General features: G+C 34.9%; 9 protein-coding genes. 4 read left to right on the top strand and 5 right to left on the bottom strand.

Going from position 1 to position 16,016, the window contains the following annotated elements; translation table 11 throughout:
* Window positions 1-126 precede the first annotated feature (126 nt).
* The 5 genes from ACQKCJ_RS20345 to ACQKCJ_RS20325 form a co-directional block, all read right to left on the bottom strand.
* The gene (locus ACQKCJ_RS20345) at window positions 127-1,593 is read right to left on the bottom strand and encodes a hypothetical protein (protein ID WP_427402824.1); all 1,467 of its coding nucleotides are present in this window, start codon (window positions 1,591-1,593) and stop codon (window positions 127-129) included.
* Complete coding sequence (locus ACQKCJ_RS20340) at window positions 1,580-3,037, bottom strand: RagB/SusD family nutrient uptake outer membrane protein (protein ID WP_427402823.1); 1,458 nt, start codon at window positions 3,035-3,037, stop codon at window positions 1,580-1,582. Before ACQKCJ_RS20340 ends, ACQKCJ_RS20345 begins: the two co-directional genes overlap by 14 nt.
* 4 nt (window positions 3,038-3,041) lie before the next feature.
* The gene (locus tag ACQKCJ_RS20335; RefSeq protein WP_427402822.1) at window positions 3,042-6,401 is read right to left on the bottom strand and encodes a SusC/RagA family TonB-linked outer membrane protein; all 3,360 of its coding nucleotides are present in this window, start codon (window positions 6,399-6,401) and stop codon (window positions 3,042-3,044) included.
* Window positions 6,402-6,411: 10 nt separating this feature from the next.
* Window positions 6,412-7,515 carry a FecR family protein gene (locus tag ACQKCJ_RS20330; RefSeq protein ID WP_427402821.1) on the bottom strand — a complete coding sequence of 368 codons (1,104 nt, stop codon included), beginning with the start codon at window positions 7,513-7,515 and terminating at the stop codon, window positions 6,412-6,414.
* Between the two features lie 67 nt (window positions 7,516-7,582).
* Entirely contained in the window at window positions 7,583-8,182 is a 600-nt protein-coding gene (locus ACQKCJ_RS20325; protein ID WP_271337141.1) for an RNA polymerase sigma-70 factor, read from the bottom strand.
* Window positions 8,183-8,680: 498 nt separating this feature from the next.
* Here ACQKCJ_RS20325 and ACQKCJ_RS20320 point away from each other — a divergent pair, with 498 nt between their 5' ends.
* The 4 genes from ACQKCJ_RS20320 to ACQKCJ_RS20305 all read left to right on the top strand — a co-directional run bounded on the left by ACQKCJ_RS20320 (window position 8,681) and on the right by ACQKCJ_RS20305 (window position 16,016).
* Entirely contained in the window at window positions 8,681-10,729 is a 2,049-nt protein-coding gene (locus ACQKCJ_RS20320) for an alpha-galactosidase (RefSeq protein ID WP_427402820.1), read from the top strand.
* Between the two features lie 9 nt (window positions 10,730-10,738).
* Window positions 10,739-12,712 carry a sialate O-acetylesterase gene (locus ACQKCJ_RS20315; protein WP_271337139.1) on the top strand — a complete coding sequence of 658 codons (1,974 nt, stop codon included), beginning with the start codon at window positions 10,739-10,741 and terminating at the stop codon, window positions 12,710-12,712.
* A gap of 19 nt (window positions 12,713-12,731) precedes the next feature.
* Window positions 12,732-14,936, top strand: a complete 2,205-nt coding sequence (locus ACQKCJ_RS20310) for an alpha-galactosidase (RefSeq protein WP_271337138.1) — start codon at window positions 12,732-12,734, stop codon at window positions 14,934-14,936.
* A 63-nt stretch (window positions 14,937-14,999) separates the two neighbouring features.
* Window positions 15,000-16,016, top strand: a complete 1,017-nt coding sequence (locus tag ACQKCJ_RS20305; protein WP_271337137.1) for a GntR family transcriptional regulator — start codon at window positions 15,000-15,002, stop codon at window positions 16,014-16,016.

The following is a 16,016-nucleotide window of genomic DNA, read 5'->3' as shown; positions in this document are numbered from 1 at the left end:
TTACTTCTGTTCTGATTTGCATTTTCTGATATTTATTGACATACAGAAAATAAAAATAATAGTTTTTTACAAAAGTTCCTTACACTCTTGGTTTTAAACTTTGACAAAGTTAGTGCGACTAAAAACTTAAAGCGTAACTTCTTTCGGACAAGGAATACTTAAAGCCGCTGGTTTTGGATAAACCCGGTTATTATACATTCGATATTGTGTCGAAACGGTTCCTCCAAAGAGTTTGTCGTTTGTGAGTTTTAATTCAAATGAAATTTCATATAAACCTGCACTGATTTCCTTGTACGTTCCTTCTCCTGAAATAGAAATAATATGGGTGTTTGACGCACTGGATCCAATCGTTAAATCTTGCGGAATTACCAGAACCGTTCCCTGTGTTTTGCTGTTTCCGTTTTCCGGGAAAAACTCTAAAGCAGAAGTAATATTAAATCCCGGAGATACGGCCGCAGCGTTGCTTTCGTTAGAAAACCATCTTTTTAAACCAAAAGAGTTTACTGTATTTGCCCCCGTAGAAACGTTAAAACCAATTTTAAAGGCATCGTGATATACATCGTCATTAGGGTTTGCTGTTCCTTTGTCGCTATAAAGTATGGCATTTTCATTATCCTTAGTAACCACAACAGGAAAGGTTAAAGCATTAAAGGTCTGCCATGTGCAAGTGCCATTATTGTTAAACCAGTGTTCCCCGTAGGTCAAATAAAATGCATTTGTAGGATCTGTAAATTTTGAAGCTGGATATGCCTGTAAATCTCTGGGTGATTTTGTTGGTTTTACAATCGTCAGGTTAAGGTTTCCGGTTGCATTGTAATTCGGAATATTTACTAAGCTTATTTTGGATTCGTAACGGGCATCGTCATTCTGAAGATCCTCTAAAAGAGTCAGATGATAGGTTATTGAACTTCTGTTGTCGCCATAATCATCATGTGTTAAAGAATATTCAAAACCATTTTGAAATTTAAAAATAGCAGCCTTTTCTATTTCAGAAGGAAAAAATCCGTTTGGGAAGTTAACTTTAAAATCAATTGTTTCGCCAACTTCGCCTTTTATCACATATTGGGTAACCGGAAAAGTATAATTGGTAGTAATGGTTCCCAGATCAATCTTAAAGGTATCATTAGGATAAGTTGAATTTAGATTTCCAATATGGATCTCCGGATCAGATACAGTTTCTAATTTTAAAGTAATACTTTGATTGGCAGTCCATCTTTTATCAAAAGAAACAAAAATAGTATCCGTTACTTTGCTTCCTTCAAAGACTAACTGATTGACCGGATTTACTGTAAAACTATCGTTATCACCAGTTGTTGATACTGCACTGAAGTGAGCCGTTACAGCACCTTTTAAAGGATTAGCTGTTAAAGCAACCGGAATTTTCAAAGTTTTTACCGAACTATTTTTGTAAGTAGATTGAGGGATTAGAATTCCGCTTACTGTCGGATATTCTAATGGAACATTATTACTGTTTACCATGAAGTTAAATCTTAAATAAGGATCTATTTTTGAACCTAATTTATAATCGTCTTTTGAGCATGATGCCAATAGCAATGCTATGCCAAATATGCTGAATATCTTAATAAGATTCATTTTGTTGTAAGTTTGAATTAAGATTAATATTGGATTGTGGTATTGGTAATACGAATTTCAGAGACGGATAAGCCATACCGCAATTTGTCGAAATACAGCCATCATTTCTTGTAATTCCTTTATGGTTGCGAACAAGATCAAAGAATAAATGCCCTTCAAAACAAAGTTCTTTTCTTCTTTCTAAAAAGATATCCTCTTTCAGGTTGGCAGTATTCGTTAATAAAGCGGCATTGGCGCGTGCACGAATGGTATTAACATCGGCCATTGCAAGTGCTGGCTGATTGTTTTCGAGAGCGGCTTCGGCACGAATTAAATACAATTCACTTAGTCTAAAAGCCACATATCCGGCATTATCCTGAAATTTACGCGTAAAATTGTACGGAACAGCCGTTAAAACTCCGTTTACTAAAGTCTGAAGATGTACAGTAATAAATAATTGTTTCCTTATATCATTACTTTCATAAAGATCAACAAGGTCGTTTGAAGCTACATAATGGGCATAAGTGCTTGAAGTAACACCAAAATAATTTGACATTGATGTTGATACGATACTTTCTGAATCCTTTGATACTGAAAATTCTAGCAAAGCTTCAGAAACAGGAAGATCTGGCTGTGCCCATTGGGAAACTAAATCAGTAGCATTTACTAATTTAAATCCGGAATTTGCAATTACGTCATTTGCAGTTTGGTAGGCATTAGCCCAATCTTTTTTGTACAGATATACTCTTGCCAGCAACGCTTTTGCATTATTTTTATTGAAATAAGAATAAATGGGGCCCGCCATGGCAGCAGTTTCAGAATAATTCTCTATGGCTGTTTTTAAATCAGTAATGATTAAGGAATAAGTATTTGTAAGAGTTTCCCTTTTAGGATATTTAAGTCCCGATTTTATCGATTCAGTATTATAGACAATTCCTAAATGCGAAGCATCAGGCGTGTATTCATAATCCTGGCAATAAATCTGTGATAAAACAAAATGGGCATAAGCTCTAATGGTTAAGGCTTCTGCTTGTATCTGCTTTTTTTCGGTTTCAGTAGCATCTTTAAGCTTTGGCGTATATTCTAAAATCAAGTTAGCCTGATTAATAATGCTGTAATTACCACTGTAAAATGATGCAAAATTGCTTGTCTCGGCCATATCTTCAAAAGAATATGCTTCCCTAAGATTAACTCCCGGTGTAATCTGTCCTAAACTGTTTCCTGAAGAAGTGGGTGTAAATTTGATATTTCCGCCTTGTAAATCAGAATAAACAGAAAAACGTTCTTCTCTTACCGTACCTTCTACATTGCGATAAAGACCTTTTAAAGCTATTAAGACACCTTCCTTATTTTGTAGAAGTTCGTCTATAGAAGTTTGTGTTCCGGGTTCCTGCTCCAGAAAATCACTGCAGCTTTGCAATGTAAAAATCAGGAAAGCTATTGTGATATATTTTAAATAATTCATCGTCTTAAAATTTTGCATTTACACCAAGTGAAATTGTTCTTGCCTGTGGATAAGTGTAGCTAAACTCCCGTATTCCGTTCATTCCTTTCGGACTTTTGTCTTTGTACCAGTACAACACATTTGTAGCATCTGCAAAAACAGAAAGTGTATCCAAGAAAATATTTTTTACAGGCACATTATAACTAAGATTAATGTTGCTTAATCGTACATAAGTAGCGTCATAAACATACTTGCTTAAATTTGCCGTAACCGGTACAATTGTTACCGCTGAATACGGTACAATATCTCCTGGATTTCTCCAGTGATTAGCAGCATTTACAGAAAGATTTCTGTTGGATGTATTCGAGTATTTGTCAATTATAGCATCAGATGCAAAGAAATCGCCACCCAATTGGAAATCTCCTCTTAGTGATAAAATTAAATTGCTGAAAAAGGTAAAACTATTATTGAAACCACCATATGCTTTAGCCTGCGTGTCGCCAATAGGTTCCCAGTCTGCTATTGTAAATAGCGTTTTATAAGTGGCTAGGTCATATACCTGTCCGTTTTTAGTAACCAGGTCTCTGCCGGTAGCGGGATCAACCCCCACCCATTTTATTCCCCAGACTGAGGTAGTGCTGTAACCAATTTTTTGTGCCAAAGCAAGTTCTGCTGTAGAGAATTCGCTTCCTAAACCTTTTAAATCAGTTACTTTACTATCTACGGTAGAAATATTAAAAGAAGTAGTCCATTTAAAATTTGTGTTGGTAATCCATTTAATTCTAGTCTGAAATTCAAACCCCTGATTGTACATGCTTGCCGCATTCAACAACATAGAACTATAACCGGTTTCAGTAGGAATATTTCGGGTTGTAATTAAATCACTTTTGTCATCACGATAATATTCTACAGAAAACTCGACGCGATTGAAGATATTAAAATCGATTCCGGCATTAAACTTCGTGTTTTTTTCCCAGCTTAACCTTCCATTTGGAGCAGAGCCCGGAGTAGCACCAGTTCCGCCATTATAATTATTTTGTTGATAATTGTATAAACCCTTTGATCGGTAAGAACCAATTCTCGAGTTTCCTGTTGTACCGTAACTCGTTTTTATTTTTAAAAAGTTAATCCACGAATTGTTATTAAGGAAGTTTTCATTACTAATAATCCAACTGGCTCCAAGGCCGCCATTATTAGCCACATCAGTATCATCTCCGAACACAGAACTTTGATCGCGACGGAAATTGGCTAATACATAATATCGTTTTTTATAATTATAATTTAGCTGAGAAAATAAAGATACTCGCGAGTTATAACTAATTTCCTTTCCAATTACCTGATTACTTGTAGATTCATCCACATCAGGAGTTAATGGATTATCATCTTTTATAGCATTAAAGATCGGATTGATAACATTAGGATTTACAAAACCAGTTCCGGACTGATAATCAAAATCAGTTTTATCCTCAGAAAGTTCAAAACCAACAACACCATCAATAGCATGATTTTTAGTAAGCTGTTTGTTAAATAAAGCTTGTCCTTGCCAGTTCCATTTAGTCGTGTTTCTTTGGTTTAAAAGTCGGCGCCCCCATCTTTTATAAGTGGTATCTTCTAAAACAAAAGTTCCGGGAAACTGACCACTTTCATTTTCAGCCGAAAAATATCGATCCTGATCTTTATCAGTATAGTCCATACCAAACAGCGTAGAGAATTTTATAGCATTACTTAGTTTATAAGAAAGACTTAAACTACCTAAAATGCCATACGTTTTTGCTTCATTTTTGTTTTGCTCTATCGCTGCCAACGGATTTCCTCTCATCATGCCACTAACGCCTAATAATGAGTACGATCCATCCTCATTATAAGGAGAAAGAGTAGGCAGGTAAGCAAAAGAATAAAAGATATTGGGTGCAGTCTTCTGAGTATAACTTGGATTAAGCATTAAGCTGATATCTAGTTTACCGGAACTGTAACCTAAATTGATCCCCGCGTTCAATTGTTTGGTATTGTTACCCATTTGCGGTTCATCAATTTTTGTATAGCTAATATTGGTGCGATATGAAATTTTTGATGTTGAGCCGGAAACATTAAAATTATATTTATTGAAAATTCCTGATTGATTCAATAGACCAAACCAATCTGTATTGACACCATTATAGGGAGTCAGGACGGCTCCCGGAGTAGTATTTTTTACAAATTCGTTCCTAAGCTCATTGTATTGCTCTCCGTTAAGATATTTAATCTGATTGATGGCTGATGAAACCCCAAGCTGATTGGAGAAACCAAATTGTGTTTTTCCTTTTTTTCCTTTTTTGGTCGTGATCAAAATAACACCATTTGCACCGTCAGCACCGTAAATACCTACAGCCGCTGCATCTTTAAGAACTGAAATGCTTTCAATATTTTCGGGAGCGATTTTCATCAGCGGATTACCAAAACTTTCTGTAAAATCTCCGTTTCCGCTAAAATATGCGCTGTCTATTCCGTACTCTTCTCCCATGATTACGCCATCAATAATGATCAGTGGCTGACTTGAAGTTCCCGTTCGTGCACCGGTAAAAGAAGATAAAGTTCCCTGTCCGCGAATATTAATTTTTACCGGACCACCAACACCAGAAGTATTTTCGACCAATACACCGGCGATTTGACCAGTAATCATTTTATCGACACTTTCTGAAGCTTGCTCAACGGCTATATCTTTGGCATATAGGGTAGAAATACTCCCAACGATTTCCTCTTTTAGTTTTGTAGTACCGTAAGACGAAGTAATTACGACAGGATTTAATTCGTCCGTCGCTTCTTTAAGATAAAAAACAAACTGTTTTTTGTCATTTGTTTTTTGCGATTGAGATTCCATTCCTAAAAATCCAACTTCAAGAATCGTATTAGCAATATCATTCCCTTTTAACTCATAAACAAATTTCCCGTTAAAATCAGTTATAGCGCCCATTCCTGTATCTTTTATGCGAATGGTTGCTCCGGGAAGCGGTTGTTTGTCTTTTGCACTATAAACTGTTCCGCTAATGAATCTCTCTTTTTCATCAGAAGATATAGTAGATGTTGGAGCAGGAGCAGCGTTCGTTAATAAAACCTGTTTTTTCTGGATATAAAACGAAATGTTTTTACCGGCTAACAATTGTGTCAGCGCCATTTCTAAAGTGGCATTCTGAACATTAATATCTGCTAACTGATCAGCATCTATTTTTCTGGCGTTGTAAATAATCCTAAAATCAGTTTGTTCTTCAATAGCTTTAATAATCAAACTAATAGGTTTGTTTTTGAGCTGTAAAGTGATGCTTTTATTCTGAGAAAAACCTTTGAAACTGGATAAAAGCAGGGCTAGGAAAAATAGAATTTTCCTTAAATCGGGTATCGTAAAAGTCATGTTTATTTAGTTATGGAAGGTTGGTAATGGTTATTGTATTTCCTTTAATGGAATAATTAAAAGGCGTGTCACGTTTTAGAAGTTCTAAAATGTTTTCGACACTGGATTCGCTAATTTTAATAGTACCGGTAAAATTCTGTCTGGCCAAAACAGTATTTTCATTGATAATTTCGACGTCGTAAGTACGCTGAATTATTTTAGCGATGGTAGAAAATGGAGTGTCTTTAAAAGCAAGTTCACCTTTTGTCCAGGCAGAATAGAAAGCAGGATCAACTTCTTTTGTTGTAATTTTTTTAGAGTTGTTTTGCCAGGTTGCCATTTGGTTAGGCTTTAACAAAATAACATTTTGTTTGTTTTCGACTTCATACATCTGAATACTTCCTTCGACCAGAGTACTGTTGACCGTTGGGTTTTCAGGATACGCACTAACGTTAAATTTTGTTCCCAGAACTTCAACATCAACCTGATTGGCGCTGACAATAAAAGGATGTTCTTTGTCTTTGGCCACTTCAAAAAAAGCTTCACCGGTTAAATACACATTTCTTTTTCCGTTGATGCCAAATTGCTCCGGATATCTTAATGTTGTTCCTGAATTTAAACTCACCACCGTTCCGTCTGAAAGCGTCAATTTGAATCTTTTTCCGTAAGGAACTTTCAATGTATTGTAAACCAATTGCTGATCCTGAACTTTTCCAAAGTAAATGATTTGGTTTGGAAACTTCTTAGCAATTAGATCGCCTTTAGCGTTTACCAATTTTGTATGGTTGTCTTTCGTAATATATTCAGAACGTCCATCAGCTAATTCTAAAACAATTTCTTTTGCTGATTTTGTTTTTTCATTCAAATTGAACGCTAATTTGCTTAATCCGATCAGGACAATAAATACCGCGGCATATTTCAGATAATGAATTATTTTATTTTTTGGTCGAATTAAAACTACAGGAACACTATCGCTTGAAAGATTTTCAGAAAGTGCCGTTAACGCCCAGGTTTTCTTTAAAGTTATAAAATGCTTTTTATTTTCTTCCGAGGCTTCAATCCATTCAAAAAGAATTTGAACTTCTTGTTCTGAAGCTTCATTAGAAAGGTATTTGTAAATGATTTCTGATGTCATATTTGAGTTTTTAAACTTCTCGCTGTAGTAAGTACACTTCAGAATTAAAATACCCTACCTTTTATTTTTAATTATTACAAATAAGGATAAAAATAAGAAATAAATAATCCGATAATTTCGTTTTTAAAATCTTCAAAGCCTTTGTCATATGGGCTTCTACAGCTTTTAAGGTCACTTGCATTTCTTCGGCGATTTCTGCATTTTTTTTATCTTCGTAACGTTTTTTTATAAAAACCTCGCGGGTTTTGGGAGGAAGTTCACTAATCGATTCCTGAATTAAACGTTCTAATTCCGTTAATTCTAAAGTATCAAACTGAACCGAATTTAAGATTTCGATATCCAGTTCCCTTTCTTTCTGATTTAAAATCTCACTTTTAAATTTATCTTTCACCTTATTGTGCCGGATCATATTCAGACATTTCGATTTGGCATAAGTATACAGGAAGGATTGAATACCATTTACAGATTCAACAGTTTCTCTGTTTTGCCATAAATGAACAAATGCCTCTTGCGCAAAATTCTCAGCTTCGTCTTTATCATAAATAAACTGAACGCTGAACGCTGTAATTCGGCGAAAGTATTTGTCGTAAAAATAAGTGAAAGCAGTTTCGTCTCCTTCTTTGAAAGATTCAAAAAGATGTAATTCGAAACTGGTAGTATTGTTCATTATAAAAGGATCACTTTTTTAGAAAGCAATATAGGTAATTTATCCAAAAGACCTTTTTTGCCTGGAAATCGGCAAATATAAAAGTTTATTTATATTAATTCTAAATAAAATTTAAATAAAGATCGTTTTAAAAAATATTATTCAGAATAAGTGTAAAAAATGCCTTTATTTTATACGTTATAATTAAGTTTAGTATTGCTGTGTGTTTTTTGAACCATATAAGTTATAGAATCTCGATGTTTTTTTGAATTGTAAAAATCATATAAGGAAGTCTAATATGAACTTATACGTTAGAACCATTTTAATTATACGAACCAATTTTAATATGAACTTATATAGTGAAGCATTTTTATTAAAAAACAAAAATTGTGCGAAACAACTTTAATAGGTACTTATATAATGTATCAGGTAAAAAATTTCATACTCAAATATTGGTAACTAAATTTTAATTTGTATCATTGTAGTATAGAATAGTATAATAACTTAAAAATTTATTGAATGAGACAATATCCTTTCCTACTAAAGAGCCTGTTTCTGTCCGTTTTATTAACGGCATTTTTTTGCAATCCGGCTTTTGCACAAAATGATATCAAAATGACTTTTGGCAAAAACGGTACTATTACTTATGATGCAAAACAAAAAACAATTGCAGTAAGTCAATCCGGCAAAACTATATTTAGCGGAGCAAAAGCTTCAGTAGTTGTAAATGGTAAAACAATTTCAATAAGTTCTTATCCGAAAGCTGTTTTTGCAAAAGAAACTCTTAATGATGATTTAGGAAAAGGTCTAAAATATACGCTTACTTATAAAGATAAAAGTAAAGCGACGGTAGTTCAGAGTTTTTATACGTATAACGATCAGGACTATTTTATTACTCAATTAGAAATTTTGGGTAACGGGCAACAAATCGCAACCAACTATATTGCTCCATTAGATTTAGGAAAAATTGCTTTTGACAAAATAGAAAATCTGCAAACGGTTTTTGTTCCTTATGATAATGATGCCTTCATTAGTTATAACTCTAAAAAGTTAGATACCATTTCTTATAATACAAGTGCCGAAGTTGGAATCATATTTAATAATACTTCCCGTAACGGTTTTATCGTAGGTTCTCTTGAACATACAATCTGGAAAAGTGCCGTAAAAACGATCAATCAAAACAAACAACCTTTGTTTTCTGCCTGGGCAGGATATTCAGAAAAAGAGAACACACGTGATAGTATTGCCCACGGGATTGTAAAAGCGGATAAAGTTGCTTCTCCAAAATTTTTCGTAGGATACTATTCAGATTGGAGAAACGGTATGGAACAATATGCGAAAACAAATCGCATTGTAGAAAAGCCTTTTGTTTTTGCATGGGACAAACCAACTCCGGTAGGCTGGAACAGTTGGGGAGTTTTGATGGAGAAAATTAATTTTGAGAACACGACTAAAGTGGCTGATTTCTTTGCTAATTCAGTTCCGGAATTTCGTGTTGGCAATACCGCTTATATTGATCTTGATTCGTTTTGGGACAATATGGTTAAAGGTGGTTTTACCGGTGATTTTAGTAAACTAAAAGAATTTGCAGATTATTGCAAAAAGAAAGGTTTAGAGCCGGGAGCATACTGGGCGCCATTTACAGATTGGGGATGGAAAGATGGCCCAAACCGCAAAGCCGAAGGAAGTGATTATACGTTTGGAGAATTGTGGACAAAAACCGGAAACACTTATTTTGATTTTGATGGCGCGAGAGCGATAGATCCTACACATCCGGGAACGCTTAAACGTGTTGATTATGTGATTAATAAACTGAAAGAGTGTGGTTTTAAGATGATTAAAATCGACTTTTTAGGTCACGCAGCTGCCGAATCGACTTCGTTTTATGATAAAAATGTAACTACAGGAATGCGGGCTTATAAAGTAGGTATGGAACATTTAGTAAATGCGCTGGATGGCCAAATGCTTATTTATGCAGCAATTTCTCCAAACATGGCTACATCTCGTTATGCGCACATTCGCCGTATTGCATGTGATGCCTGGAAAACAATCGAGCAAACACAATATACCTTAAATAGTGTAAACTACGGTTGGTGGCAAACGTATTCATACGATTATATAGATGCAGATCACGTTGTTTTTGCTGATGTTACAGAAGGAGAGAACCGTGCGAGATTAATTTCGTCCGTTATTACAGGAACTTTAATTACGGGTGACGATTATAGCAAAGACGGAATCTGGAGCAAACGCGCAAAAGAATGGCTTCAGAATAAAGAAATACTTAAGATTGTAGAAAATGGTGTAGCGTTCCGTCCGGTAGAAGGGAACACAGGAAAGTTGACTACTGAAGTTTTTGAACAAAAAATAGGTAACGATTGGTACATCAGTATTTTGAATTACGGAAATACGAGTAAAACATATGCGCTTCCTTTAGAACGATTAGGCATAAAAAACGGAAATTATAAATTACACGATGTTTTTACTGCAGAAAATATTGAAGTAAAAAACAACACTATAAATCTAAGTCTTGGGGCTAAAGATGCTCGTTTATTTAAAATTGTAAAATAAATTACCGGCATGAATAAATACCTCTTAAGAAAAGCGATACTTGTATGGGTACTCTTTAGTGCATTCAATACAGCCAATGCTGCGGTAATATTGCCGTCATTCTTTACCGATAATATGGTGCTGCAACAAAAAAGTGCAGTTCCGTTTTGGGGAGAAAGCGACGCAAAATCAGTAAACATTAAAACTTCCTGGGATAAAAAATCATATACAGGCAAAGTAGTGAACGGCAAATGGAATGTAGTTTTGAAAACCCCAATTTATGGAGGACCTTATACGATTACCATAAATGACGGAACGATTAAAACGCTAAAGAATGTTTTGATTGGCGAAGTTTGGTTGTGTTCCGGACAGAGTAATATGGAAATGCCATTAAAAGGCTGGGGAAAAATTGATCATTATAAAGAAGAAATATCCAATGCCAATTATCCTCAAATACGATTATTACAGGCCGAACATATAGAAAGTACGCTACCATTAAATACACTAAAAGTACAACACGGCGGATGGAATGTTTGCAGCCCTGAAACCGTAGCTGATTTTAGCGCAACGGCTTATTTTTTTGCCAGAAAGATTTACAAAGAAAAAAATATCCCAATAGGGTTAATTCATTCTTCCTGGGGAGGAACACTAATTGAAGCATGGACAAGTTCCGGAGCGTTAACCACTATTCATGATTTTGATACCGAAATTCAGGCAATGAAATCGGAGGTTGATGCAGCAGCATTATTAAAAAAGTATAATGCTGATATGGAGGATTGGGAAATGAAATTAAGAGGTTCAGATCAAGGATTTGAGACTGGAAAAATAATTTGGGCAACACCCAATTTTGATGATTCATCCTGGAAAACAATGACATTGCCTTCATTTTTTGACAGCAACGGATTAGGCAATTTTGATGGTATTGTTTGGTTTAGAAAAAAGGTAACACTTTCAGAAAATAGTATAAAAAAAGACCTGATCATCAGTTATTATGCAGATGATGATGATATGATTTGGGTAAACGGAAATTATATTGGTGAAACCAAGGGATATAATGTAAAACGTCATTACACAATCCCCTCTCAATTTCTAAGAAAAGGCGAAAACACCATAACCATCAGGGTTTTTGACGGATCAGGAAATGGTGGAATTTACGGAGACGAAAACTTTGCTGCAAAATCAGAAAAAGAAACCATTTCGTTAGCCGGAGACTGGAAATATAATATTGGTGCAGATAGTAAAAATTTGCCTGCTAAACCGTATTTGGCTCAAGGCCAAAACAGACCAAGCGCCATATACAACGCAATGATCGCACCTTTGACAGATTATAAAATAAAAGGAGTAATCTGGTATCAGGGAGAAAGCAATGCAGAAAGAGCATACCAATATCAAAAGTTATTTCAGTTGTTGATAAACGATTGGAGGGATAAATTTAAAGATAAAAATTTGCCTTTTTTCTTTGTTCAGTTAGCCAATTACAAACAACAAAAACAAGAACCGGGAGAGTCAGATTGGGCAGAGTTGAGAGAAGCACAGTTTAAGGCTTTAAAGTTGCCAAACACCGGAATGGCGGTTACAACTGATATTGGGAACGGAGAAGATATTCATCCAAAAAACAAACAAGATGTTGGAGGTCGTTTGGCCAGTATAGCTTTGGCAAAAGTATACAATACCAAAATTGATTATTCCGGACCATTGTATAAATCCTATAGCATAAAAGGAAATACAGCTACAATAGATTTTGACTTTAATAAAAATATAAAAGCGCGAGACGATGCACTTAAAGGATTTAGTATAGCAGGATCAGACCAGAAATTTTATTGGGCAGATGCTAAAGTAGTCAAGGGAAAAGTTGAGGTATATTCTCAGGAAGTACCAAATCCGGTGTCTGTTCGCTACAATTGGGCTGATAATCCTATTGGGAATTTAACGAATGCATCAGGATTACCGGCATCATCGTTTAGAACAGATATTTGGGCAGGAATTACACAAGAAAAGAAATAGAAATAAAAATATAGTAAAAATGAAAAAACATATTACCACTTTAAGGCAATCTTTTGGGATAGCATTTTTTATGCTGGCGAGTTATTGCAGCCCGGTTACGGCGCAACAAATTATCTCAGTAAAAACAAAAAGTAATGCGCTTGTTTTGCAGGTAACTCCCGGAAAAGAATTGAACACCATTTATTTAGGAGAAAAACTGGCAAATGATTTTGAGTACGTAAAAATACAAGCTCAGTTCAAACAGGGAGTAGATTATTCGGGGATTTATAATGCAGCTTATACACCATCGGGTTCTAAAAACTTACTGGAGCCGGCAATTGCAGTAACGCATGCTGACGGAAATAATTCATTGGATTTATTATATGTAGAGCATAAAACAACAACAATAAGTACAGGGGTTTCTCAAACAGAAATTACATTAAAAGATAATGTATATCCGGTTGAGGTTCATATGTTTATTCAGTCCTACTATGATACTGATGTTATCGAGCAATGGACAACAATTAAACACACAGAGAAAAGTAACATTACTTTGAACAAATATGCTTCGGCTAATTTGTATCTGAAAGGATACAACAACTTTTATCTGAATCAATATCACGGAGACTGGGTAAAAGAAATGCAGCCTGAAGAAACAAAACTGACTCACGGTATCAAAGTATTGGATTCTAAATTAGGATCGCGTGCCAATTTGTTTCAGCCGTCGGTTTTTATGGTTTCTCTGGATAAACCGGCAACCGAGGATGAGGGGAAAGTTTTGTTTGCAGGTTTAGAATGGTCAGGAAATTTCCGTACAGATTTAGAATTGGATCCATTGAATAATCTTCGTGTTATTTCAGGGATTAATAATGCAGCGGCAGCTTATTCTTTGGCAAAAAACACAGTATTTACAACGCCTAAATTTTGGTATACATTATCTTCTAAAGGAAGAGGAAATGCAAGTCGTAATTTGCACGACTGGTCAAGGAATTATAAAATTTTAGACGGAAAAGGAAGTCGTTTGACATTGCTGAACAACTGGGAAGCTACTTATTTTAACTTTGATGAAGATAAACTAAAAGTACTTATTGCTGATAGTAAAAAACTGGGCGTTGATATGTTTTTATTAGACGACGGATGGTTCGGAAATAATTATCCTCGTAATAATGACGATGCAGCTCTTGGAGATTGGGATGTAAACAAAAAGAAATTACCAAACGGAATTGGAACTTTGGTAAAAACAGCCAAAGACAATCAGGTAAAATTCGGAATCTGGATCGAGCCTGAAATGGTAAGTCCAGCGAGTGATTTGTACAAAAAACATCCGGAATGGGTTATCAAACAACCAGGAAGAGCAGAACATTATTTCCGTAACCAATTGGTATTGGATTTATCAAACCCAAAAGTACAGGATTTTGTTTATGGAATTGTGGACAATCTTTTTACCGAAAATCCGGAATTAGCCTATATCAAATGGGATTGTAATGCAGTAATTTACAATGCGTACTCGAGCAATCTAAAAGACAAACAAAATAATTTTTATACAGATTATGTAACGGGATTGTATAATGTTTTGGAACGTATTCGTGCCAAATATCCTAAAGTACCTATGATGTTATGCTCCGGTGGTGGAGGAAGAGTGGATTATGCAGCATTAAAATACTTTACGGAGTTCTGGCCAAGTGATAATACAGATCCTCTGGAGCGCGTATTTATGCAATGGGAATACTCTTATTTCTATCCTGCTTTGACCATTGCTGCACACGTAACAGATTGGGGAAAACAACCCATAAAATACCGTACAGATGTTGCGATGATGGGAAGATTAGGTTTTGATATTGTAGTGAAAGACCTGAATGAAAAAGATTTGGCTTTTGTTCAACTAGCGATTAAAAATTATGGTGCATTGAGCAACACCATCTGGCAAGGAGATCAATATCGTTTGCAAAATCCTCTTGGTAATGATGCAGCAGCAGTGATGTTTGTAAATAAAAATGGTAACGAAGCAGTAGTATTTGGTTATTCAGTTAATTCTAGATACGAAGCGGGAACACATCTTCCGATAAAACTAAAAGGATTACAAGCAGGACAAAATTATAAAGTAGAAGAAATCAACGTATATCCGGATAAAAAGCCAGTTGTAGAGACTGCAACTTATTCAGGTGATTTTTTAATGCAGGTTGGAATTAATCCAAATGTGAATTCTTCGAATACAAGTGTTGTTTTAAAAATTACAAAGGCCTAAATCTCAAACATTAGTATATATTTGTATTATCATTTCTAAATAAATACCTATTAAAAACGTTTTATGAAGCAAATTATTCAGCAGATAAAAAATCTTGAATCTATAAATTCCTTCTCTAAACATGAACAATTGGTTCAGGGAATAATTAATTCTATTGATGAAAAAGTAGTAACCAAAGGAGATTTACTTCCGTCTGTAAATACTTTTATAAACGAGTTGGGGTTTGCGAGAGAAACCATTGCGAAGGCTTATAAAGAACTTGTTCATAGAGGCATAATCGAATCTAAAAACCGATTAGGGTATTTTGTTGCTACCAATGATGTGAAACAAGAATTAAAAGTCGCATTGCTGATATTTGCATTTGATATTTTTCAGGAAACGTTTTATGAGAATTTCAGAAAAGGTCTTGGAAAAAATATTCAGTTGGATATCTTTTTTCACCATAATAATTTTGATACGTTCGAAAGTATTGTTCAGAATATAAAAGGAAAATACGGAATGTTTGTTATTGCTCCAATTCCGAGTAAAAAAACGCCGGCTGTTTTAAAACAATTGCCTACCAACAGAGTATTACTGGTAGACCGTTTTATAGAAACAGATGAAGATTACAATTATGTTGCACAAGAGTTTGGAGATTCGTCTTACAATGCTTTTGTGCAGCTTAAAGATAAAATTAAAAAGTACGACGAAATCATTTTCTTTTTCAAACCATCGTCTGCAGAGCCTGATGAAATCTTAAATTCGTTTAAAAGATTCATGAAGGATTATGATATCAAAGGTGTTATAAAAGAAGAGTATGTGTCCGGTTCTCTGGAGAAAGGAAAAGTATATTTTACGATTCACAATCTCGAGCTTTGGGAAATGCTCAAAGACTCCAAAATAAAAGGACTCAAAATAGGTTCAGATATTGGTTTTATATCCCACAATGATGATATCGTAAAAGAAATCATCTTTGATGGCGTTACCACATTCTCAACTGATTTCTCTGAAATGGGAAAAAAAGCAGCTAATTTTGTTCTGAACCGTAAAAAAATTCAGGAGATTATTCCAACCATTTTAGTTGATAGAAATTCGTTGTAG

The sequence above is a fragment of the Flavobacterium sp. NPDC079362 genome (assembly GCF_050267765.1).
GTDB classification, from domain to species: Bacteria; Bacteroidota; Bacteroidia; order Flavobacteriales; family Flavobacteriaceae; genus Flavobacterium; species Flavobacterium azizsancarii.
Note: the sequence above shows the minus strand (reverse complement) of the source record. Positions and strands in the feature narration are given on the sequence as shown.

Coding starts and splice junctions, on each gene's coding strand:
- ACQKCJ_RS20345 (WP_427402824.1), bottom strand. CDS start 1,593: ATGAATCTTATTAAGATATTCAGCATATTTGGCATAGCATTGCTATTG.
- ACQKCJ_RS20340 (WP_427402823.1), bottom strand. CDS start 3,037: ATGAATTATTTAAAATATATCACAATAGCTTTCCTGATTTTTACATTG.
- ACQKCJ_RS20335 (WP_427402822.1), bottom strand. CDS start 6,401: ATGACTTTTACGATACCCGATTTAAGGAAAATTCTATTTTTCCTAGCC.
- ACQKCJ_RS20330 (WP_427402821.1), bottom strand. CDS start 7,515: ATGACATCAGAAATCATTTACAAATACCTTTCTAATGAAGCTTCAGAA.
- ACQKCJ_RS20325 (WP_271337141.1), bottom strand. CDS start 8,182: ATGAACAATACTACCAGTTTCGAATTACATCTTTTTGAATCTTTCAAA.
- ACQKCJ_RS20320 (WP_427402820.1), top strand. CDS start 8,681: ATGAGACAATATCCTTTCCTACTAAAGAGCCTGTTTCTGTCCGTTTTA.
- ACQKCJ_RS20315 (WP_271337139.1), top strand. CDS start 10,739: ATGAATAAATACCTCTTAAGAAAAGCGATACTTGTATGGGTACTCTTT.
- ACQKCJ_RS20310 (WP_271337138.1), top strand. CDS start 12,732: ATGAAAAAACATATTACCACTTTAAGGCAATCTTTTGGGATAGCATTT.
- ACQKCJ_RS20305 (WP_271337137.1), top strand. CDS start 15,000: ATGAAGCAAATTATTCAGCAGATAAAAAATCTTGAATCTATAAATTCC.